This window comes from Pseudomonas sp. R38(2017), assembly GCF_002112395.1.
Lineage (GTDB): Bacteria > Pseudomonadota > Gammaproteobacteria > Pseudomonadales > Pseudomonadaceae > Aquipseudomonas.
The window spans coordinates 115,211-136,835 of the sequence record NZ_NEHN01000011.1 but is presented as its reverse complement, the minus strand read 5'-3'; the positions used below and the strand labels follow the sequence as shown (position 1 = coordinate 136,835).

Annotated in this window: 14 protein-coding genes and 1 pseudogene; 9 read left to right on the top strand and 6 right to left on the bottom strand. The window is 62.7% G+C overall.

The features are described from left to right. Window positions 1-27: 27 nt before the first annotated feature. Both CAF87_RS25050 and CAF87_RS25045 read left to right on the top strand, forming a co-directional pair. The gene (locus tag CAF87_RS25050; RefSeq protein ID WP_085733543.1) at window positions 28-1,689 is read left to right on the top strand and encodes a choline dehydrogenase; all 1,662 of its coding nucleotides are present in this window, start codon (window positions 28-30) and stop codon (window positions 1,687-1,689) included. A gap of 13 nt (window positions 1,690-1,702) precedes the next feature. Then, window positions 1,703-2,737, top strand: a complete 1,035-nt coding sequence (locus tag CAF87_RS25045; protein WP_085733586.1) for a GlxA family transcriptional regulator — start codon at window positions 1,703-1,705, stop codon at window positions 2,735-2,737. A 1-nt stretch (window position 2,738) separates the two neighbouring features. Here CAF87_RS25045 and CAF87_RS25040 read toward each other — a convergent pair whose 3' ends face one another. The 4 genes from CAF87_RS25040 to CAF87_RS25025 form a co-directional block, all read right to left on the bottom strand. Next, on the bottom strand, window positions 2,739-3,470 hold the full coding sequence (locus CAF87_RS25040; protein WP_085733542.1) for a class II aldolase and adducin N-terminal domain-containing protein: 732 nt from the start codon (window positions 3,468-3,470) through the stop codon (window positions 2,739-2,741). Between the two features lie 145 nt (window positions 3,471-3,615). Next, window positions 3,616-8,085, bottom strand: coding sequence for a hemagglutinin repeat-containing protein (locus tag CAF87_RS25035; RefSeq protein WP_085733541.1), 4,470 nt, complete (start codon window positions 8,083-8,085; stop codon window positions 3,616-3,618). Window positions 8,086-8,179: 94 nt separating this feature from the next. After that, the gene (locus CAF87_RS25030; protein WP_085733540.1) at window positions 8,180-9,907 is read right to left on the bottom strand and encodes a ShlB/FhaC/HecB family hemolysin secretion/activation protein; all 1,728 of its coding nucleotides are present in this window, start codon (window positions 9,905-9,907) and stop codon (window positions 8,180-8,182) included. Between the two features lie 105 nt (window positions 9,908-10,012). Beyond that, the gene (locus CAF87_RS25025; RefSeq protein ID WP_085733539.1) at window positions 10,013-11,146 is read right to left on the bottom strand and encodes an MFS transporter; all 1,134 of its coding nucleotides are present in this window, start codon (window positions 11,144-11,146) and stop codon (window positions 10,013-10,015) included. A gap of 97 nt (window positions 11,147-11,243) precedes the next feature. Here CAF87_RS25025 and CAF87_RS25020 point away from each other — a divergent pair, with 97 nt between their 5' ends. From CAF87_RS25020 to CAF87_RS25010, 3 genes are all read left to right on the top strand, one after another. Next, window positions 11,244-12,008, top strand: a complete 765-nt coding sequence (locus CAF87_RS25020; RefSeq protein ID WP_085733538.1) for a helix-turn-helix transcriptional regulator — start codon at window positions 11,244-11,246, stop codon at window positions 12,006-12,008. A 95-nt stretch (window positions 12,009-12,103) separates the two neighbouring features. Further along, the gene (locus tag CAF87_RS25015; protein ID WP_085733537.1) at window positions 12,104-13,222 is read left to right on the top strand and encodes an HlyD family secretion protein; all 1,119 of its coding nucleotides are present in this window, start codon (window positions 12,104-12,106) and stop codon (window positions 13,220-13,222) included. Beyond that, on the top strand, window positions 13,219-14,811 hold the full coding sequence (locus CAF87_RS25010) for a DHA2 family efflux MFS transporter permease subunit (protein WP_085733536.1): 1,593 nt from the start codon (window positions 13,219-13,221) through the stop codon (window positions 14,809-14,811). The genes CAF87_RS25015 and CAF87_RS25010 overlap by 4 nt, the downstream gene beginning before the upstream one ends. A gap of 4 nt (window positions 14,812-14,815) precedes the next feature. On the opposite strand, the gene CAF87_RS25005 is transcribed toward CAF87_RS25010, so the two are convergent. Then, window positions 14,816-15,256: a carboxymuconolactone decarboxylase family protein gene (locus CAF87_RS25005; RefSeq protein WP_085712558.1), complete on the bottom strand. Its 441-nt coding sequence runs from the start codon at window positions 15,254-15,256 to the stop codon at window positions 14,816-14,818. A 229-nt stretch (window positions 15,257-15,485) separates the two neighbouring features. Between CAF87_RS25005 and CAF87_RS25000 the strand changes: the two genes are divergently transcribed. From CAF87_RS25000 to CAF87_RS29350, 4 genes and pseudogenes are all read left to right on the top strand, one after another. Next, entirely contained in the window at window positions 15,486-15,992 is a 507-nt protein-coding gene (locus tag CAF87_RS25000; RefSeq protein WP_085712559.1) for a sigma-70 family RNA polymerase sigma factor, read from the top strand. After that, window positions 15,992-16,951, top strand: a complete 960-nt coding sequence (locus CAF87_RS24995) for a FecR domain-containing protein (RefSeq protein ID WP_085733535.1) — start codon at window positions 15,992-15,994, stop codon at window positions 16,949-16,951. Before CAF87_RS25000 ends, CAF87_RS24995 begins: the two co-directional genes overlap by 1 nt. Before the next feature lie 99 nt (window positions 16,952-17,050). Beyond that, a pseudogene (locus tag CAF87_RS24990) lies at window positions 17,051-19,481 on the top strand (TonB-dependent siderophore receptor). An 81-nt stretch (window positions 19,482-19,562) separates the two neighbouring features. After that, the gene (locus CAF87_RS29350) at window positions 19,563-19,859 is read left to right on the top strand and encodes a hypothetical protein (protein ID WP_085733534.1); all 297 of its coding nucleotides are present in this window, start codon (window positions 19,563-19,565) and stop codon (window positions 19,857-19,859) included. 58 nt (window positions 19,860-19,917) lie between these two features. On the opposite strand, the gene CAF87_RS24980 is transcribed toward CAF87_RS29350, so the two are convergent. Continuing rightward, window positions 19,918-21,489 (bottom strand): sensor domain-containing diguanylate cyclase, encoded by a 1,572-nt coding sequence (locus tag CAF87_RS24980; RefSeq protein ID WP_085733533.1) that lies wholly within the window; start codon window positions 21,487-21,489, stop codon window positions 19,918-19,920. Between the last annotated feature and the right edge of the window lie 136 nt (window positions 21,490-21,625).

Sequence of the window (21,625 nt, the reverse complement as noted above, 5' to 3'; positions counted from 1 at the left end):
TCGTCATTTGTCAGAACGGAGCAAACCATGGACGAAACCGGGTTTGATTACCTGATCGTGGGCGCCGGCTCGGCTGGTTGCGTGTTGGCCAATCGCCTGAGCGAAGACCCGAACGTGCGCATCCTGCTGCTGGAAGCCGGGCCCGAGGACAAGAGCTGGACGATCGACATGCCGTCCGCCGTGGGCCTTGTTGTGGGTGGCTCGCGCTACAACTGGAGCTATCAGTCGGAGCCGGAGCCGTACCTCGACGGCCGCCGAATCGGCACGCCGAGAGGCCGCACCCTCGGCGGTTCATCGTCGATCAACGGCATGGTCTACATCCGTGGCCATGCCAGGGACTACGACAGCTGGGCTGAACAGGGCTGCATTGGCTGGAGCTATCGCGAGGTGCTGCCGTACTTCAAGCGTGCGCAGACTCACGCCGATGGCGGCGATGAATATCGCGGTGCCCGCGGCCATTTGCACGTCACTCCCGGCGATGTCGAAACACCGTTGTGCGCGGCGTTTATCGCGGCCGGTGCCGAGGCCGGTTATGGGGTCAGCGAGGACTTGAACGGTTTCCGTCAGGAAGCTTTCGGCCCGGTCGACCGCACCACATGTAACGGTCGGCGCTGGAGCACTTCGCGCGGTTATTTGAGCGAAGCATTGGCACGGGGCAATGTGCGCGTGATGACCGATGCGTTGGCTCTGCGCATCCTGTTCGAAGGGCGGCGGGCGGTCGGGATTGAATATGAGCAGAACGGTGAAACGAACACCGTTCGCGCCCGCCGGGAAGTGCTGCTGACCGCCGGGGCGATCAACTCGCCGCAGTTGCTGTTGCTCTCGGGGGTGGGTCCGGCTGCAGAACTGCGCGACCTCAGCATCAGCGTCGTGCACGACCTGCCGGGCGTCGGCAAACGCCTCAACGATCACCCGGATGCGGTCGTGCAATTTCGCTGCAAGCAACCAGTGTCGCTGTATCGCTGGACCACCGCGCCAGGCAAATGGTGGATCGGCGCGCGCTGGTTCGTGCGCCACGATGGCCTGGCGGCGAGCAATCATTTCGAGGCCGGCGCCTTTCTGCGCTCCCGGGCCGGCGTCGAACACCCGGATCTGCAGCTGACTTTCATGCCGCTGGCCGTGCAACCGGGCAGTGTCGAGCTGGTGCCGGCCCACGCGTTCCAGATCCATATCGACCTGATGCGCCCCACCAGCCTCGGCAGCGTGACGTTGCAAAGCGCCGAACCCCGACGGCCGCCGAGGATTCTGTTCAATTACCTGAAGACCGCGCAGGACCGTGCCGACATGCGCGCCGGGGCACGGCTGGTGCGCGAGATCATCGAGCAACCGGCAATGGCCCCGTTCAAGGGTGAAGAACTGGTGCCGGGCCGTTCGGTGCAGACCGACGCCGAACTCGACGCCTGGGCGCGGCAGGTCACGGAAACCGGCTACCATGCCAGCGGCACCTGCAAGATGGGCCCGGCGGACGATCCTGAAGCGGTGGTCGACCCGCAATTGCGAGTGCACGGCCTCGACGGCTTGCGCGTGGTGGACGCGTCGATCATGCCGGTGATCGTCAGCGGCAACACCAACGCACCGACGGTGATGATCGCGGAAAAGGCCAGCGACCTGATCCGTAACCTCGCGCCGTTGCCAGCCCTCGATGTACCGGTGTGGATCAACCCGCACTGGCAGACCGAACAACGATGAAGCCGAGATGGCGATGACCCGATCCGCTGAAGCTGTACCGCGCAATGAAGCACCGCTGCGAGTGGCGGTGCTGTTGTTGCCGGCGTTCTCCAATTTCGGTCTGGCGGCGGTGCTGGAGCCGCTGGCCATCGCCAACTGGCTGAGCCAGCGCACGCTGTTCGAGTGGACGTTGTTGTCCTTGCAACCCGGCCCGGTAGCCGCCAGCAACGGTCTGGCGAGCATCGCCGATGACGGCTTGAACACCGAGCAGGCCTTCGACGCCTGCGTGGTGCTGGCCAGTTTCGAGGTGCATCAACACAGCCGCAATCCGGCGCTCAAGAGTTGGCTGCGCAAGCAGGCGCTGTTCGGCGCGGTGTTGATCGGCGTGGAAACCGGCACCGAACTGCTGGCCGCCGCCGGTGTGCTCGACGGCTACGAAGCGGCGGTGCATTGGGACAACCTGCAGGCTTTTCAGGAGAGTTACCCTAAAGTCCACGCCCGACCACAGCTCTACACCCTCGAACGCCAGCGCCTGACCTGCGCCGGTGCGACCACCATTCTCGACATGCTGCTGGGCTGGATCGGCCAGCGCATCGATGCGGACCTGGCCCGAGAAATCGGCCTGCACCTGTTGATGGGCCAGATGCGCGCCCCGGCGGACAATCAGCTCGACGGCGGCCTGGGCAACAGCGGGATGTACGGCAACAAGATCCGCCACGCCGTGCAGTTGATGGAAAAGGCTCTGGAAGAACCGTTGGACTGCGAGGCGATTGCCAGCGAGGTCGGCCTGTCGCGGCGGCAACTGGAGCGCCAGTTCAAACATCAGACCGGGCTCTCGCCACTCAAGTACTACATCACCCTGCGCCTGGCCCGGGCGCACAACCTGCTGCAACAGACGCAAATGAGCGTGGCCCAGGTGGCGGCGTGTTCAGGGTTTGGCTCGCTGGAGCATTTCTCCCGCACTTACCGCGCACGTTTCGGCTGCCCGCCGAGCGAGGACCGGCGTCAGGCGTGGAGCGCTCCGGTGATGCGCCAGCCGTTGAGCAAGACGCACTTATCGCAAGAATGAGTCACTGTCGGTACGCCGGTTCTTCCTCATCGAGGATGCTCATCAATGCGTTGAAATGCTTGTCGGCAAACCCCGGATAATCCAGCCATTGTCGACACGTCTTGCGCGCCACTTCATCGCTGACCACACGCAATTCGCGCCCGGTCGCCAACGCGGTGATGTACACCTCGCAAGCCCGCTCGAAGTAATACAGATCATCAAACGCCTGGGCCACGCTCGGTGCCGCGACCAACAAGCCGTGATTGCCCATCAGCAGGATCGGTTTGTCGCCGAGCAACCGACTGACCCGCTCCGCCTCATCGCCAAGGCCCATCCCGTCAAAGCTGTCATCGATCGCCACCCGCTCGAAAAACCGCATGCTGTTCTGCTCGATCGGTGGTAGCCGCGAATCCTTCAGACAGGCCAGCGTCGTCGCGTATTTGCTGTGGGTGTGCAGGATGCAACGGGCCTGGGGGTGATTGCGGTGCAAGGCGCTGTGCAAGGCCCAGGCGGTGATGTCCGGGGCGTCCGGGCGGTCGAGACTGGCCGGTTCGTCCGCGTCGAGCAGCAGCAGATCACTGGCGCGGATACGCGAGAAATGTTTGCCGTAAGGGTTGATCAGAAACTCGCGACCGTCCGCTGAAGTGGCCACGCTGAAATGGTTGGCGATGGACTCGTGCAGGTTCAGACGCGCGGCCCAGCGCAGGGCGCAGGCCAGCTGGGTTCGCAGGTGTTCGACGTTGTTGCTTTGCATGGCGCGGCCTCCCGGTTTCACCCGAGTTTAGAGCGCGTGCATTCATCGACTTGACGGGAAACGACAATGGCTGCCGTTTTGAGCGGGGTGTCCATTAGAAGCGGGAGCGAGCAGGCTCGCTCCCGCCGGTTTCACTGACGGTGAATCAACCTTTTTCGTCGATCCCCGCTTGCAGGGACTGACTGTCCAGATAACCGCTCAGGGTCACCGGTCCGACTTTCAGGTTGCCGTTTTCAAGCGACACCTTCGGCGCGTTTTCTTCGGTTTTGTGCGGCAGATCCAGGCCGGCTTTCACGCCGTAATCACGGTTGCTCAGATCGCTGCTGCTGACCTTCGAACCGCCCAGGTCGACTTTGCCTTGCTCTGCCGACACCCGCGCACCGGTCAGTTGGGTAGCACCACCGACGGTGAGGTTCACACCCTGACTACCGCTGATGCCGGAGGCCTGTTTCACGCTGTCCTTGTGCGCGTATTCGCCGTCGACTTTCAGCGTTGGCTTGTAGTCGGTGCCCGCGAGTTTTCCCTTGTCGTCGGCCGGGGTCCTCTTGGCAGTCAGACCCAGATCGACATCGACCTTGGCGTGAGTGCTGGAGTCCTGACGGCTTTCGACCGACAGATCACCGGCCACGTTGCCGCTGACGTTGCGCACATCGATCCGCGCACCGTTCAGGCTCGCATCGCCCGCGCTGTTCAGCGCCACAGTGTCAGCCTTGATCTGGCTGTTCTGTTGGGTGGTGCCTTGCAGGTAATCCACGCCGACCTTGGCACCGGCATTGAAACCGTGATCGCTGCTGACTTTTTCATCGGCGGTGGTCGGTGTGCTTTTGCTCAGATTGCCACCGGCATTCAACGCCACATTCCAGTTGTTGCGGCTGTCGGTGGACTGCGCGGACTCCTGCACGAAACCGCCCTTCTGCGCATCGATGCCGACGTTTGGCGCGCTGACCTGAGTGCCTTGCAGGTGAACCGAATCACCGCTCAACGTGATGTCGTTCTGGCTGTTGAGCTGGCCGCCGCTGAGGGTCTGCGTGTTCTCGTTGACCCGACCGATGTTGAAGTTGCCGCTGAGGTTGCCGCCCTGATCGCGGCTCTTCTCGCTGCTGGTTTTGCTGCCGCCGGCCTTCAAACCGCCGCCGAGATTGCTGCCGGTGGCGACGTGCGAGTCGGAGGCCGCTTGCAGGTCGAGCTTGCCGTCAGCCTTAAGGTCGATAGCGCCAGCGCTGTCGATCTTGGTGCCTTGCTGCACCTGATTGCCGCCGCTGCTCAATTGCACCGAGCCGTTACCGCTGAGGCTGGCGACGTGCGCCTGGGTGTCGGTGGTCTGGTTGCCTTTGTGATCGAGCTGAAAACCCGCGCCGAGATCGACGTTGGTGCCCTCGGTGCCCGGCAAGGTGCCGACGGTCAGCGAGCCGTTGCCGCGCAGGCTGGAGCTGTCGCTGCTCTGACTATCGTTGGCCTGATTCAGGGCCAGATCACCGCCAGTCTTGATGCTGACGCCGCCCTGCCCGCCGTCGAAACGGCTGCCTTCGAACTGGGCATTGCCGCCGACATTGATGTTCACACCCTGGCTACCGGCGTAACCGCCGACCACCGCCGTGGAGCTGCCCTTGCTCGACTGACTGCTGCCACCCGCGCCGCTGCTGGCCACGTTCACGTCTTCACCGGTCTTGGTGTAGACGCGCACATCGACCTTGGCATCCACCGAATTCTCGGTGCTGCTGCGGGTGTTGCTGGCCGCGTCGGCCACCAGTTTGTCGGCGCTGATGTTCACTTTGCCGGCGCTGGCGTTGTACTGGGTGCCCTGATCGTGCAGCGTGCCGCCGACCTTCACGTCCACGGTCTTGCCATCGAACCGGCTGACCACCGCGTTGCTGCTCTGCCCGGTTTTATCGGCGCTGGCATGACCGATTGCCACGTCGATACCGACGTTCGGCTGACCGAGATTGGCCAGTGCGTCCTTGTCCGGCACCTTGCCGTCGAGCACGTCTTTCACGGCGCCGGCAATCGGCCGGGCGATGTCTTTGTACTCGACGTTGGCGCCGATGTCCGCCGACCAGTTGCTCTCGCTGTGAGTGCTGCTTTCGGTGTGGCTGGCGGCACGGTTGTCGACTTCGTTGGCGACGACGTTCAGACCGTTGCCGGACTTGAGTTGCGCGCCCTCGGTGGCGAGTTTGTCAGCGTTGATGTTGAGGCTGCCGCTGCTCTGCACGCCAGTGGTTTGTGCGGTGGTTTTGCCGGTGGTGTCTTGCGAGGTGCTGTGCGAGAAATCCACGCCGCTGCCCGCGCGGTCGAGGCCGCCGGTGTAGTAGAAACCGCCGCCGGTGCTGCGGGTTTCAGTCGAGGTGCTGTGGCTGTCCTGCTCGGCCAGCAACGAGACGTTTTTGCCGCTCAGGGTGGTGTCGCCAACAGTGGATTTCACCTCGGCACCCTTGAGCGTCACATCGCCGCCCGCCTTGACCTGCACGCTGCCGCCGCTGAGGCTGGAGCCCTGCTGGGTGACGTCGTTGGCAGTGACGGTTTGCGCCTTGTCTTCGTAATGCACGCCGGCGCGGTACTGCTCCGCCGTCTGCTCCTTGGCGTAGGCGTCGAAGCCACGGGTCTGGGTGCTGTTGCTGCTGTCGTGGGTGTTCTGCGTCGAATGCACATTCACATCACCGGCCGCATCCGCCGTCAGCGAACCGCCGGCCTTGACCGTGGAGCCGGCGACTTCGATGTCTTTGGCACTTTTCAGCTTGAGGTTGCTGTCGGAAGCCAGCTCGCTGCGCACCGTGGTGCTGTCCTTGCTGCTCTGGCGCGACTCGTCCTTGGTGATGCCAAAGAACTTGCTGTCCTTGTCATGGTTGTTGCTGTGCGAGGTGTCCTGCACGCCGTCGATGGTCAGCGAACCGTTGTCGCTGATCACGCTGGCGTCCTGGCCGCCGCGTACCTGGCTGCCGCTGATGCGCACGTCGTCGGCCTTGACCACCAGTTTGCCGGCGGCGTTGATCTTGCTGCCCTGATGCTGGGTCTGGCCCTTGTCGGCATCGCCGGTCTTGCCGAAGAAACCACCGCCGACCAGATCACCGGAATAGCGGTTGTCGCTGCTGCGGTTGGTGCGGGTCGCAGTGGTGATTTCCACCTGTTTACCGGCCAGTTGCAGATCGCCGGCGCTGTCGATTTCGGCGCCTTCGGAGCGCAACAGTGCGGCGGTTTGCAGGGCGATGTTGCCGCCCTTCAACTGGCTGGTGACGCTGCGCTGCTCTTCGCTGCTGCTGTCCCAGTCGGCTTTCCACAGGTGTTTGCGGTGCTTGCCCTGATCGGTCTGGGTGCGGCTTTCAGTGGCGGCAGTCAGGCGCAGGTCGCCGCCGCTTTGCACACTGAGGTTGTTTTTCGCTTCGACCTTGGCGGCTTTCAGTTCGGTGTCTTTGCCGGACGACAGTTGCGCGTCGCGGCTGGCGATGACCTGGCTGCCGTGCTGGCGCGAATCGCTATCGGTCTTGGTGCGCTCGTAGGTTTCCCAAGTGATGCCGATGGTGCTGTTGTTCCAGTTCTCGCGCTGCTCCTGGAGCTTGCGGCTTTCGACGGTGGTCAGGGTCAGGTTGCGCTTGGCATCGACCTTCACGTCGCGACCGCTGACGTCGGTGGCGGCCAGCGTCAGGTCCTTGCCGCTGTGCAGGCCAACGTCGCCCTGGCTGCTGCGAATGCCGGCACGGGTCAGGTCGAGACTGTCCGGGATCGCCTGGCCGCTGACGCTCAAGTCGCCAGCCGAACGGATCTGTACACCGTCACGCCCGGCGACTTGCACCGCGCCGACCTTCACGCCTGCACCTTCAGCGGTGCTGACGATGTTGATGCGCCCGGCCTGCATCGCGCCGAACAGGTTGGCGTCGATTCGTTGATCGGTGGTGTTGCCCGCTGGGTCCACGGCTTTCACTTGGCCGCTGGCGTAGTCGATCTGATTGCGCCCGACGGTGAGATTCAGTTGATCACGCGCAGTGATTGCACCCTGGCTATCGATACGCGGTGCGATCAGGTTGATCGAGCCTTCGCCATTGCGCAGCCCACCGCTCTGGATCTGCAACTGACCGGTGGCGTCGCGGGTGCTCAGGGCTTGCAGCTTGCCGTCGTTCAGCTCGGGACGGCCGACCACCAGATTGGCGTTCGGCGTGTTGATGAAACTGCCGCCGTTCACCGAAATGCCGTTCGGGTTGGCGAGCACGTAGTCGGCGGCGCGACCGAAGATTTCCTGGGCGCCGTTGATGGCCGACGGGTTGCGGCTGATCACTTCGTTGAGGATCACGCTCGCCGCCTGCCCCTGCAATTGCGGGTTGGCCGCCAGTTGCCCGGCGAGCTGCGATTGCCCGGCCTGCAAGGCGTTGTTCAGGACCAGGCCCTGACGGTCGACGTTGTAGTCGAGGAACTGGTTGTGCGACAGACCCGAGCCATTCGGCGCAACGATGTTGACGATCGGGACGCCGCCCTGGGTTTGCAATTGCGCGGTGCCGCCGGGGCCGGGCGCGACCACCACACCGCCAGCCATGGCGCCCGGCAGGTGAGCGACCAGGAATAGACTGGCGATGGCCCAGCGCAGTTTGCCCCGTGGGGAAAGATGAAACGCAAAGGTATTCATTGGCATAAAAAACTCTCCATGTAGTGCGGCATCACGTTGCGCGTTGAGTTGAAGGCCACGGCTGTCGCGCTCAGGTCCGATGGCTGTTGTTCACTGACGTTCATATCTGTAATCCGACCCGCATCAGCCAGGTTTCAGGCTCGCAGTGCAGGCCGGTCGGGGTGTTGAGGCTGCGTTGGTAATCAACATCCACTTGCAGGTTTTTCCAGCCCAGATTGAGACCGATGCTGGCGCCGCTCAGGCGTTGAATCGAGGCACCGTGATCGGCCTTGATCCAGCCGTGGTCGACGCCGACGCGCGGGGTGAGCTGCACCGGAAAATCGTTGCGCAATGGCAGACGCAAGGTGTTGCGCCAGATCGCACCGCTGGCGCCCGACGCACTGCTGACCCGGTAACCGCGCACGGCGGAATCGTCGGTGCCGAGCAGTTGTTCGATGGCCGGCAGCGGATCGGGGCTGTACTGCAAATTGAGTTGGCTCTGCCATTGCCAGGCTTGCGCGCCGAGTTGACCGTTGCGCCATTGGCTGAGGCCGGCGCGGTATTTACGAAACTGCGCTTTGGGCAGGTTCTTGACCTGGCGATCGGCATCGTCGTCGGCGCCGAGCCAGCGCAAACCCTGGGCGTAGTTGAAATCCAGGTTCCACACCGCACGATCGAGCCAGAACAGATTGAGCCCGGCCTCGGCCACGGTCAGGGTTGGGCTCTGGACGCCGAGACGGACGTTTTCCAGGTAACTGTCGACATCCTTGTGCGCCAGTTGCAGGTTGGCGCTGAGCTGATGGCTCTGGTCGCGCCACAACACGCGGTCGGCGCGCAGGCTGAGCTGATCGGTGATGCCGGTGCTGTGCAGGGTCGCCGCGCTGAGCTTGAACGGCGCGCGATATTCGGCGTGGCTGGCGAAGGTGCTGAACGTCCAATAGCCGTAGGGAATTGCGTAATAGAGGCTGGCGTTGCGGTTGTAGCGATCACCCCGGTTGAGGGTGTCGCTGGCACTCACGCTCAACAGGTCGTTGAGTTCCAGCGGACTGTCGAGGCTCAGACTCAGCGTGTTGCGGTCGCGCCCGGTGCTGGCGCTGCCAAGGTTGTCGAAACCGACGCCAAGGGTCCAGCGCGACGGCCCCAAGGTCCGTGAACGCAGGATGATTTTGGACGCACCGGGCTGGCTGCCGGGAGCGATGTCGGCGGTCAGATCAAGCGAGCGCAGACGGTTCAATTGATCCAGCCCCTGCTCCAGATCCCGCAGGTTCAGCGGCTTGCCGAGCATGCCCGGAAACGCACCGCCGAGGGACACCGGCAGGCTCTGGTCGGCCAGTTCGATGGACTCGATGTAGCCTTCGTCGATCAGGATATCCAGCGACTGCCCCGCTGCCGGTGCACTGCTCAGGTACGGACGGCTGGCGATGTAGCCCTTCTCCACGTAGAGCGCAGTGATAGTCGCCAGCAAATGGTTGATCTGGCCGACACCCATGCACGGCGCCAGCAGCGGCTGGATGCGGGTATTGAGCTGGTCTTTGTCGATCAGCGTGACGCCGCCGATGCGCGTGCCGCTCAGGGGCCAGCAGCGTTCGTCGGGTTTGATCGAATCGGGAATGGCCGGGGTGGCAGGCGTCGGGCCGAACGCGCCGCGCTCCAGTTGCCGCTTGCGCTGTTCAAGTTGCAGTTGTTGCAGATCGCGCTGTTGCTGTTGCTGCTGGCGCAACACTTCCTGGCCTGGATTCGACAGTTCGGCGGCAAGAACGCTGGGCGCACACACACTCAACAACAAGGCCGACAACAGCGGGCGAGGCAGAAAACTACAACGGGTAACAGCGCGAATCGAATACGGCACTCAACATCCTTGCAATCAAATGGCTTAATGCCATCCCATCAACTGCAGTGATAGTCAGAGCCTTCCTACACAATTGCAAGACGCTTCCTACATTGCTTACATTTCTTAAACAAATGCCTTTTTAGCGCGGATCGCCAGCGATAACGCGAGCAAGTTGCAGATCATCAGGGTTTCCCCGAGGGCCTGAGACCACGCTGCCAACATCAACCCCGCCCCGATCAGCAGGTAATAAAACAGCCCCAACAATGCACCGGCGGTGCCCAGACGATCCGTGTAATTGCGCAAGGCTGCGCCGAGAATATTCGGGATCGCCATGCCGAACGCCAGTACCACCAGCAGCATCGGCAGTACGAACCAGACATACGCCTGCAGCAGCCACACGCCGATGCCACCGAACAAACCGGTGAGCGCTGCCAGGCGAATCAACTGCAGAGGACGGCAACCGATTTGCAGCAATCGTTTGTTCAGCCATGCTCCAAACCCTGAGGCCAATGCGAGCACCACGCCGCTGTAGCCGAACCACTCGCCACTCAGGCCGAGACGTTCGAACCGGAAAGGCCCGAGGCTGTAATAGCTGAACAACGCGACATTGAACGATGCAATCCACAGCGCCGAACGCCAGATGCCGGGATCGCGCAACATGTCGCCCATGGTTACGAACAGGCCAACGGAGGTGAGTTGCGACGGACGGGTTTCCGGCAAGGTGCGCCAACTCCAGATCCACAAGATCGAAGCCAGCAGCAGCAACGCAACGAGCACGCCGCGATAGCCGAAGCCCTGAACCAGGCTCGCACCGCTGAACAAACCGATGGCCGGGCTGGCAGCCAGTGCCATGCCCACCAGAGAAAACACCTGGGCCAGTTCGGTCCCGCGATAGCGGTCACGCAATAACGTCTGGGTCACCACCGAGCCAACGGCGGCGCCGAATGCCGCCAGCGCCTGAGCCATCAACAGACCGTTGAAGCTGCGAACGCTCAAGCCCAGAACGCAGGCAAGCGCATAAATCGCCAGACCGGAGAGCATCGAAGGCCGCCGGCCAATCCGGTCACACACCCGCCCCCACGTCACCACGCCAAAGGCAAACGCCAGGAAGTACACCGACAATGTCTGCGCCGCCGCTTGCGGACCAACATCGAACGCACGGCCGATATCCCCCAGCGCCGGGCTGAACAACGTCTGGGCGATCTGCGGAAACATCAGCAGTGCAATCGCCAACATCAAAAAAGTTCTATGACTCATCACCATGACTCTTCAACAAAAACGCCGAGGAGTTTAAAAAGCCGTGGCTGGCGTATTATCCGAACCCTGACAATTTATCGTTGAAATCGGACAACTCATGGCCTGGCTCGAAGCCCACGACCGTTTTGACCCGGATCGCTTCCCGGCGCCGGTAGTCGGCATCGCTTCCACCCTCGGCGATCACGACTCCGGCCTGCATCGTCATCAGCGCGGGCAACTGCTCTACACCCGACAGGGCTGCACGCGCATCACGCTGGCGCAGCAGCTGTGTCTGCTGCCGCCGTCGCGGGCGGCTTGGATTCCCGGTGGCGTCACGCATCGGGCGGTGATGCAGCAAAGCGTCGACTATCGCTCCATCTACCTGACGCCCGAGTTGTGCCGCGAGCTGCCGCAACAAGTCTGCGTGATCGAGGTCAGCCCGCTGCTGCGCGCCGTGCTTGAACCGATGGCGATTGCTGATTTCGCCACCGATTGGCAGCAGGGCAAATTCGTCCACTTGCTGGGGCTGTGCCTGAGTGAAATCCGTGACGCGGCGCAGCAACCGATGCTTTTGCCATTGCCGCAAGACAAGCGTCTCGCCCCCCTGCTTGCACAGCCCGATCAATTGCCACCGGAGCTGCAAGTGCTGGAGCAACAGATCGGCGCCAGCAGCCGCACCATCGGCCGGATCTTCCAGCGCGAAACCGGCATGAGCTATCAACAATGGCGTCAGCAATGGCGATTGATGCGCGCCATGGAGTTGCTCGCCACCGGGCGCAACCTCGGCTATTGCGCGTTTGAACTGGGCTTCGCCAGCGACAGCGCATTCATTGCGTTCTTCAAATCCATTACCGGCAGCACACCCGGCACCTGGCTCAGGTAAGCAACTGACGACCGGCGATAAAAATCAATTGCCACAAAATATTACTCACGTCATATTACAGCCGTAATAACACCCTCGCTTCGCAGGATTACGCCATGACCAGCATGCCCACCGTTGAACCCGACCTCGCCGTTCCGGTCAGCACTCCCAAACCTCCCCTGCTCAAACGCCTGCTGTTGCCCACTGCGGGGCTGACCGCGCTCGTGTTCGCCGGGCTGTATGCCGTGCATTGGTGGGGCGCCGGACGCTTTCTCGAAGAAACCGACGATGCCTACATCGGCGGTGACGTCACGGTGATCGGGCCGAAGGTGGCCGGTTACATCGAAGAGGTGCTGGTCAGCGACAACCAGTCCGTGAAGGCCGGCGACGTGCTGATCCGCCTCGACGCGCGCGACTATCGCGCCAATCTGGCCAAGGCCGAAGGTGCGGTCGCCGCCGAAGAAGCGCTGCTGGCCAACCTCGACGCCACTGAACAACTGCAAGAAGCGGTGATCGGTCAGGCCCGCGCCGGCATCGATGCTGCCGGTGCCGAAACCGCCCGTTCACGGGACGACAACGCCCGCTACAAGCGTCTGGTGACCACCAACGCAGTCTCGGTGGAAAGCGCGCAACGGGCCGACGCTACCTTCAAGACTGCGCAAGCCTTGAGCGCCAAGGCTCAGGCCGAATTGCTGGCTGCGCAACGCCAACTCGCAGTGATCGAAACCCAGAAACAACAGGCCCGCGCCGCCCTCCAGCAAGCCCGGGCCGAACGTGACCTGGCACAACTCAACCTCGGCTACACCGAACTGCGCGCCCCGGTCGACGGCGTGATCGGCAACCGCCGCGCGCGGGTCGGCGCTTACGCCCAGGCCGGCTCGCAACAGTTGTCGGTGGTGCCGGCCAGCGGCCTGTGGGTCGATGCCAATTTCAAGGAAGACCAACTGGCGCGGATGAAACCCGGCCAGCGCGTGAGCATCCACGCCGACGTGTTGTCCGGCCAGGAATTCCACGGCCGCCTCGACAGCCTCGCCCCCGCCACCGGTTCGCAATTCAGCGTGCTGCCGCCGGAAAATGCCACTGGCAACTTCACCAAAATCGTCCAGCGGGTGCCGGTGCGGATCCTGCTCGACCCCGCCGACAGCGTGCTCGGCCACCTGCGTCCGGGCCTGTCGGTGACCGCTGAAGTCGACACCCGCCAGCCCGAAACCACCGCCGTGGCCAGCGCGCCATGAGCCGCGCCCTCGCCGTCCCTGCGCAGCCGTTCAATGCCGCCGAGATGGCGACGGCGACCAAAGTGTTCGCCTTCGCCACCATGTGCATCGGCATGTTCATCGCGTTGCTGGACATTCAGATTGTCTCGGCCTCGCTGCGCGATATCGGTGGAGGGTTGTCCGCTGGCACCGATGAAACGGCGTGGGTGCAGACCAGTTACCTGATCGCCGAAATCATCGTGATCCCGTTGTCGGGTTGGCTGTCACGGGTGTTTTCTACACGCTGGCTGTTCTGTGCTTCGGCAGTCGGTTTTACCCTCGCCAGCCTGTTGTGCGGCGCGGCCTGGAACATCCAGAGCATGATCGCCTTTCGGGCGCTGCAAGGGTTTCTCGGCGGCTCGATGATTCCGCTGGTGTTCACCACGGCGTTCTTTTTCTTCACCGGCAAACAGCGGGTAATCGCCGCCGCGACCATTGGCGCCGTGGCCTCGCTGGCACCGACATTGGGCCCGGTGATCGGCGGCTGGATCACCGATATTTCGTCCTGGCACTGGCTGTTCTACATCAACCTGGTGCCGGGGATTTTCGTCGCCGTGGCGGTGCCGATGCTGGTCAAGATCGACCAGCCGGAACTGTCGCTGCTCAAGGGTGCGGACTATCTGAGCATGGTGTTTCTCGCGCTGTTTCTCGGCTGCCTGGAATACACCCTCGAAGAAGGTCCGCGCTGGAACTGGTTCAGCGACCAGACCATCCTCACCACCGCGTGGATCAGTGCCCTGGCCGGCTTGGCGTTCGTCGGTCGCACGCTGCACGTGGCCAATCCGATCGTCGACCTGCGCGCCCTCAAGGATCGCAACTTCGCCCTCGGCTGCTTCTTTTCCTTCGTCACCGGGATCGGCCTGTTCGCGACGATTTACCTGACGCCGCTGTTTCTCGGCCGGGTGCGCGGCTATGGCGCGCTGGACATTGGTCTGGCGGTTTTTTCCACCGGAGTGTTCCAGATCATGGCGATTCCGCTGTACGCCTTTCTGGCCAATCGCCTCGATCTACGCTGGATCATGATGGCGGGCCTGGCGTTGTTCGCGTTGTCGATGTGGGAATTCAGTCCGATCACCCACGATTGGGGTGCCGGGCAGTTGATGTTGCCGCAAGCCCTGCGCGGGATTGCCCAGCAACTGGCGGTGCCGCCGGCGGTGACGCTGACGTTGGGTGGTCTGGCCCCGGCGCGGTTGAAACACGCCTCGGGCCTGTTCAACCTGATGCGCAACCTGGGCGGCGCAATCGGGATTGCCGCGTGCGCGACCATTCTCAACGACCGCACCAACCTGCACTTCACCCGGTTGGCCGAGCATCTGAACAGCAGCAACGAAGCCTTGAACCAGTGGCTGGCCCAGGTCGGCGGCAACTTCGCCGCACTGGGTCAGAGCGGTGATGTCGGCATCACCGCCGGTCTGCATCAGTTATGGCTGCTGACCTACCGCGAGGCGCAGACCCAAACCTACGGCGACACGTTCCTGATGATCATGGTGTGCTTCGTGATCGCCACGGCGATGGTGCCCTTGATGCGCAAGGTGCAACCACCGGCCGCGCCGAGTGCCGATGCACATTGATCGATCAGGCCTGTGGGGTTTTGCGAAAGCCCACGGCCAGACGGTTCCAGCTGTTGATGGTGCTGATCGCCACGGTCAGGTCGACCATTTCTTTCGGCGAGAACTGGGCAGCGACGGCTTCGTAATCTTCATCCGGGGCGTGGGTCAGGCTCAGTTGGGTCAGGGACTCGGTCCACAGCAGCGCGGCACGTTCGCGGTCGGTGAAGAACGGCGCTTCACGCCAGGCGGTCACGGCGAACAAGCGACGTGGGGTTTCGCCACCCTTGATCGCGTCAGCGGTGTGCATGTCGATGCAGAACGCACAGCCGTTGATTTGCGAAGCGCGCAGTTTCACCAATTCGATCAGGGTCTTTTCCAGCGGCAGTTTCGAAACGGCGGTTTCCAGGGCGATCATCGCTTTCAGGGCGTCTGGGGAAGCGGTGTAGAAATCGGCACGAGGTTTCATGGTGACTCTCCGGGGCGAGTGAATGTGTGGCTACGTTAGTCCCGGGGGCGGACCAAACAAATAGCCAATCTCCCGGAAGACGGGTAGGCCACTTCTTTCTGGCGCCAGAAAAGAAAGTGCAACAGGGCAATTGCCAGCGCTCGTTCCGCGCCACTAGAATGCGATCAATTCTTAATTGCACTCTAATTGCAGCCAGGCATCGGATGCCCGCAATGAGTATCTGCCGCCCATGTCGCCTTTCGATCCGCCATTGAATCAGCAAGTCCAGACGCTCTACAGCGAACACCACGGGTGGCTGCAAGGCTGGTTGCAGCGCAAGTTGGGTAATCGCTGTGATGCGGCCGACCTGGCGCACGATACGTTTCTGCGCCTGCTCAGCCGTCAGGTGGTCAAACCGCTGGGCAGCGAACCCCGGGCACTGCTGACGCACATTGCCAAAGGTCTGGTGATCGACCGCTGGCGGCGTCAGGACATCGAGCGCGCCTACCTGGAAACCATCGCCAGCCTGCCCGCCGCCGAGGTGCCGTCGCCGGAAACCCGCTACCTGATTCTCGAAACCCTGTGGCGCATCGAAGCGTTGCTGCGCGAGTTGCCGGCGCAGACCCGCGACACTTTCCTGCTGTCGCAGATCGAAGGCCTGACCTATGCGCAGATCGCCACACGCCTGAATGTTTCGCTGATTACCGTCAAACGCCACATGCGCGCCGCGTTCATTGCCTGCCTGAGTGTCGCCTGATGAGTTCGTCGATGATCAATCCGCAGATTCTCGGTGAAGCCGCCGACTGGCTGGTGCAGCTGCATTCGGGCACCGCCTCGCCGTCCGATCATCAGGCCATCGCCCAATGGCGCAGCCGCAGCGCCGAACACGCCATCGCCTGGCAACGGGCCGAAGCTCTGCTCGGTGATTTGCGCAGCGTGCCGGCCAATGTGGCGATCCAGACCTTGCAACGGGCTTCACGCAAAGAAGGCCTCAGCCGTCGCCAGACGGTCACCCGCCTAGGCCTGCTGTTGATAGCGGGACCGCTGGGCATCGCCTCACAACACGTTCCGTGGCAGCAATGGACCGCCGACCAGCGCACCACAGTCGGCGAGCAAAAAACGCTGCAACTGCCGGACGGCACTCAACTGCTGCTCAACACCGATAGCGCCGTAAACATCGCCTACAGCCCGGTCGAGCGCCGAGTCTTGTTACTCAACGGCGAAGTGCTGATCAACACCGCCAGCGATGCTGCCGCCCGCCCGTTCATTGTCGAAACCCCGCAAGGCCTCGCTCGTGCACTCGGCACGCGGTTCTGTGTGCGCACCGAGGGTTCGCGCAGCCTGGTGTCGGTGCTGGAGGGCCAGGTGCAAATCACCCCGGAATTGCTCAAGCAAAACGCGATCATCAAGGCCGGCGAACGCCAGCGCTTCAAGCTGAACGGCTTCGACAGCGCCGAAACTTTCGACACTGCGAGCCTGGCCTGGGACAAAGGCATGCTGCTGGCCAGCAACATGCGTCTGGACGAATTGCTCGGAGAGTTGAGCCGATACCGTCGGGGCGTCTTGCGCTGTCATCCGGATGTCGCGGCAATGCGCGTGTCCGGGGCATTTTCCCTGCGCGACACCGATTCCAGCCTGCGTTTGCTCAGCGACACCCTGCCGCTGAAGATCAACAGCCTGACCCGCTATTGGCTGTCGGTGGAACCCCGTGTCTGAGCCCGGCGAGATTATTTTCGATGGTCGCTGATACCTTTTCGCGTCTCGTTCGGTGAGTGGATAGACCTTTTAATTCCACGCGCTCGACAGGATCGCCGAATGACCGCATTGCCCACGCCCCGCCCTGCTTCTTTCCCGCTCAAGGCCCTGAATCTGAGCCTCGCCCTGGCCTTTCGGCGCGCTGCTGCCAACCCTCGGCCACGCCGCCGACAGCGTTAGCGAAAGCACCAGCCAAAGCGTCAACATCGGCCCTGGCCTGCTCAACCATGTGCTGGCGCAATTTGCGGTCAGCGTCGGCGTGCCGCTGTCGTTCGATCCGTCGCAACTGGGCAATCGCCAGAGCCCGGGCCTGCAAGGCAATTACACCGCGCAAAGCGGCTTTGCCCGGTTGCTGGAAGGCAGCGGCTTCGAACTGATCAGCACCGGCCACAACGGTTACACCCTGGCCCCGAAAGTCGCAGCGGACGGCGCGCTGGAACTCGGCGCCACCAATGTCACTGCCTTGCGCGACGACAGCGGCGACACCTACGGCGGCGAACAGGTCGCCCGCCGCGCTCAAGTCGGCATGCTTGGCAATCAGGCAGTCAACGACCTGCCCTTCAGCGTCACCAGCTACACCGCCAAGACCATGGCCGACCAGCAGGCGCAAACCATCGGCGATGTGTTGCTCAACGACTCTTCGGTGCGCCAGTCCAACGGCTTCGGCAACTTCTCGCAGATGTTCATGATCCGCGGTCTGCCGCTGGCCTCCGATGACATTTCCTATAACGGTCTCTACGGCGTGCTGCCCCGGCAGATCATCGCCACTGAAGCGCTGGATCGCGTCGAGCTGTTCAAGGGCCCGAATGCGTTCGTCAACGGTGTCACCCCGAGCGGCAGCGGCATCGGTGGCGGGATCAACCTGCAACCCAAACGCGCCCTGGACACGCCGACCCGCAGCGTCACCCTTGATTACAGCGCCGACGGCCGGGTCGGCGGGCATCTGGACCTCGGTCAGCGCTTTGGCGAGGACAACCGCTTCGGTGCACGGGTCAACCTGATGCAACGCGAAGGCGACACCGCCGTCGATAACGAAGACCAGCGCTCGTCGCTGTTCAGCATCGGCCTCGACTATCGCGGCGAACGCCTGCGGGTCTCGACCGATTTCGGTTATCAGAAGCAGGTGATCAATCAAGGTCGCTCGGTGATCTATGTCGATTCGAGCCTGAAAAAAGCCCCCAAAGTACCGGACGCCAACGCCAGCTACGCCCAGAGCTGGAGCTATTCGCAACTCGAAGACACCTTCGGCATGGCCCGCGCCGAATATGACCTCAACGACAACTGGACCGCCTACGTGTCCGGCGGTGCCAAGCACACCCGCGAGAACGGTGTTTACTCATCGCTGACCGTCACGGACCTCAACGGCAATGCCCGCGGCGGCATGCTCTATTCGCCCCACGACGAAGACAACCAGAGCGCCATGGCCGGCCTCAACGGTCGCTTCGACACCGGCCCTGTCACCCATCAGTTGAACCTCGGCTGGGCTGGCATTTGGGGCGAGCAGCGCTCAGCCTACGAAACCATCGGCAATGCCTCGCGCTACTCCACCAATCTGTACAACGTCACCGACAAACCGCGCCCGCCGGCCACCTCGTTCGCCGGTGACATCAACGATCCGCGCGTCGTCGGCAAAAACACCCTGCGCAGCGAAGCGATTTCCGACACCCTCGGTTTCCTTGACGACCGCGTGCTGCTGACCCTCGGCCTGCGCCGCCAGCAAATGAAGGTCGATGGCTGGGCCACGGCCACCGGGGCCCGCACTTCGAGTTACGACGAATCGATCACCACTCCGGTCTACGGTCTGGTGATCAAGCCCTGGGAGCACGTGTCGTTCTACGCCAACCGCATCGAAGGTCTGGCCAAGGGGCCGACGCCGCCGACCACCGCAATCAACCGCGACGAAACCTTCGCGCCGGTGCGCAGCAAACAGGTCGAGGCCGGCGTGCGGCTGGACATGGGCAGCTATGGCGCCAGCCTCGGCGTCTACCGCATCGAGCAACCGTCGAGCTACACCCAGGACGGTATCTTCCGGGTCGACGGCCAGCAGACCAACAAGGGCGTGGAACTCAACGTCTACGGCGAACCGCTCGACGGCGTGCGCCTGCTCAGCGGCGCGACATTGATGAAGACGGAACTCGAAGGCAGCGCCAACGGCGTGAATGACGGCAACCGTGCCGTCGGCGTGCCGCGCTTCCAGTTCAACCTCGGTGCCGATTGGGACATCCCGGGGCTGGAAGGTGCAGCACTCAGCGCCCGTATGTTGCGCACCGGAGGCCAATACCTGAACGCGGCCAACACCCAGAGCATTCCAGCGTGGACCCGTTTCGATCTTGGCTCGCGCTACGCCTTCAAACTGGATGAAAAACAGATCACCCTGCGGGCCAATCTTGAAAACGTCGCCAACGAAGCCTATTGGGCCTCGGCCAATGGCGGCTATCTGACCCAGGGCGCACCGCGCACGTTGAAGGTTTCGGCCACCGTAGACTTCTGAGTACCACTGGTCACCCGATCGGCACCAAGCGAGGCACGCTTCAGACCAATATCAGGTAAATCCCCTTTCTGGAGACGTACCATGAAGACGCGCACATTGACCTCGATGCTGCTGGCCGGTTTGTTGGCCACAGCCTCCGCCGCCAGTTTTGCCGCCAACGACGGTGCCAACACATCGGGCACCCAATCCGGCGCCAACGGCGGAACGAGCATGCCACCGGACAACACCACTAACCGACCTAACGACGGCCCTTCCGACGGGATGAAAACAGGTACCGGAACCAACGGCGGCGCTAGTGGCTCAGGCTCGGGCGCCGGAGGCGGAACCGGTGCAGCGGGTGGCGGAACGGGGGGATCGGGGGCCGGCACCGGCAGCTGAACGAACAAGAACAGGCCATGGTGAGCGCATCATGGCCTGTGTCTGGACCTGTTTTCCGTCAGCGATCCGAACGCATCAACTCACCAACGCCGCCGTCCATGGACAACACTGCCGCGCGATTGCGGCCCGCGTTCTTGGCCTGATACAGCGCCGCATCGGCACGCTGGATGAACAGTTCCGGGCTGTCGTTGCCCAGCGGAATGAACGAGTAACAGCCCAGGCTCACGGTGAGGTAACCGGTGGGTGAGCCACTGTGGGTGATGTGTTTGTCCATGACGCTGCGGCGGATCTGCCCGGCAATTGCCAGGGCGCCGTTGATGTCGGTGTCCGGCAACAGCACTGCAAACTCTTCGCCGCCGTAGCGCACCGCCAGATCGGATTTGCGCTGACAGCAGTTCTTCACCACCAACGCCACTTGCGTCAGGCAATGGTCGCCGGCCACATGGCCGTAGGCATCGTTGTAGCGCTTGAAGAAATCGATATCGAGCATGATCAGGCTCACCGGGCTCGACTGTCGGGCGCCCCGGGCGAATTCGATTTCCAGCGACTGCTCGAACAGGCGCCGGTTGGCCAGCCCGGTCAGGCTGTCGTGGGTAGCAATCAGCTCCAGCGCCCGCTGGGCCTTGATCAGGTTTTTCTCGATCCGCTCGCCGTCGCGCACCTGATGAATGAACACCCAGCCGAACAGCCCCACACCGAGCATCACCAGCGCCACGATCACGCTGGACTGAAAGGCACGGTCATGCCAGCCCTTGAGAATCGTGTCCCGCGATGAAGAGGCAGACACCACCAGCGGATAACTTTCGAGCTGCCGATAGCCATAAAGGCGCGTGACCCCGTCGACTACCGAATCGATCATTGCCGTGCCTGCAGAAGCATTGGGGAGCAACGTCTGATAGATCTCGCCCTTGGCCAGAGAGGTGCCAATCAAGGACTCGTCGAACGGTCGGCGAGCGAGCAGCGTGCCGTCGGTCAGGCCGAGGAACATGGTGCCATTGTCGTCAAGGCTGAAGCTTTTGAAGAACTTGTCGAAGTACGACATCTTGATGCCGGCCAGCAGCACGCCCTGGAAATTGCCGGAGCGGTCATTGACCCGCTTGGAGATCGGGATGATCCAATCGCCGTTTTCGCGGCTGCGAATCGCCGGGCCGATGTGCGCCACGGCCGATACGTTCTGCTGGTGATATTTGAAGTACTCGCGATCCGCCACGCCGTTGCCGCGCGGCAGATCAGGGAATGAGGTGATCACCCACTGCCCTTTGCGATCGAACAGAAACATGCCGTGCAACTGCTCCAGTTGCTGCACCCGGCGTGCGAAGGTCCTCTGCAAACGCGGTTTCTGCGCCGCGCCATAGCCGTCTTCCTGAATCCAGTCGACCAGACTGGTCATCACCAGATCCGCCGCCAGAAAAGTATCTTCGGCCTGCTGCGCCATCGCCCGGGTCAGGTTGGCCGAAGACATCTGCGCGTTCGCCAGATCCTGCCGACGCGACTGCTCGATCTGCAAATACAGCAAACCGGACAGGCACAGACACACCGCAACAATGAACAGCACCGCCGCCTTGCGCAGCGGCAAACGCTTGAGTGTGCCGCCGGGGGCCTGATGCGGATCGTGAATGGGGATAGGCAAAAGCGTGTCCTGGGCAGGTACGACAGGGGCAAAGGCCCGAAACCCTTGTTTTTTGTGAGCGTAGCCCACCGGATAGTGCGGGGCAACCAAGTGCCACCGAGACAATCCTGACCCCGTTGATATCGGCGCGCAGTGG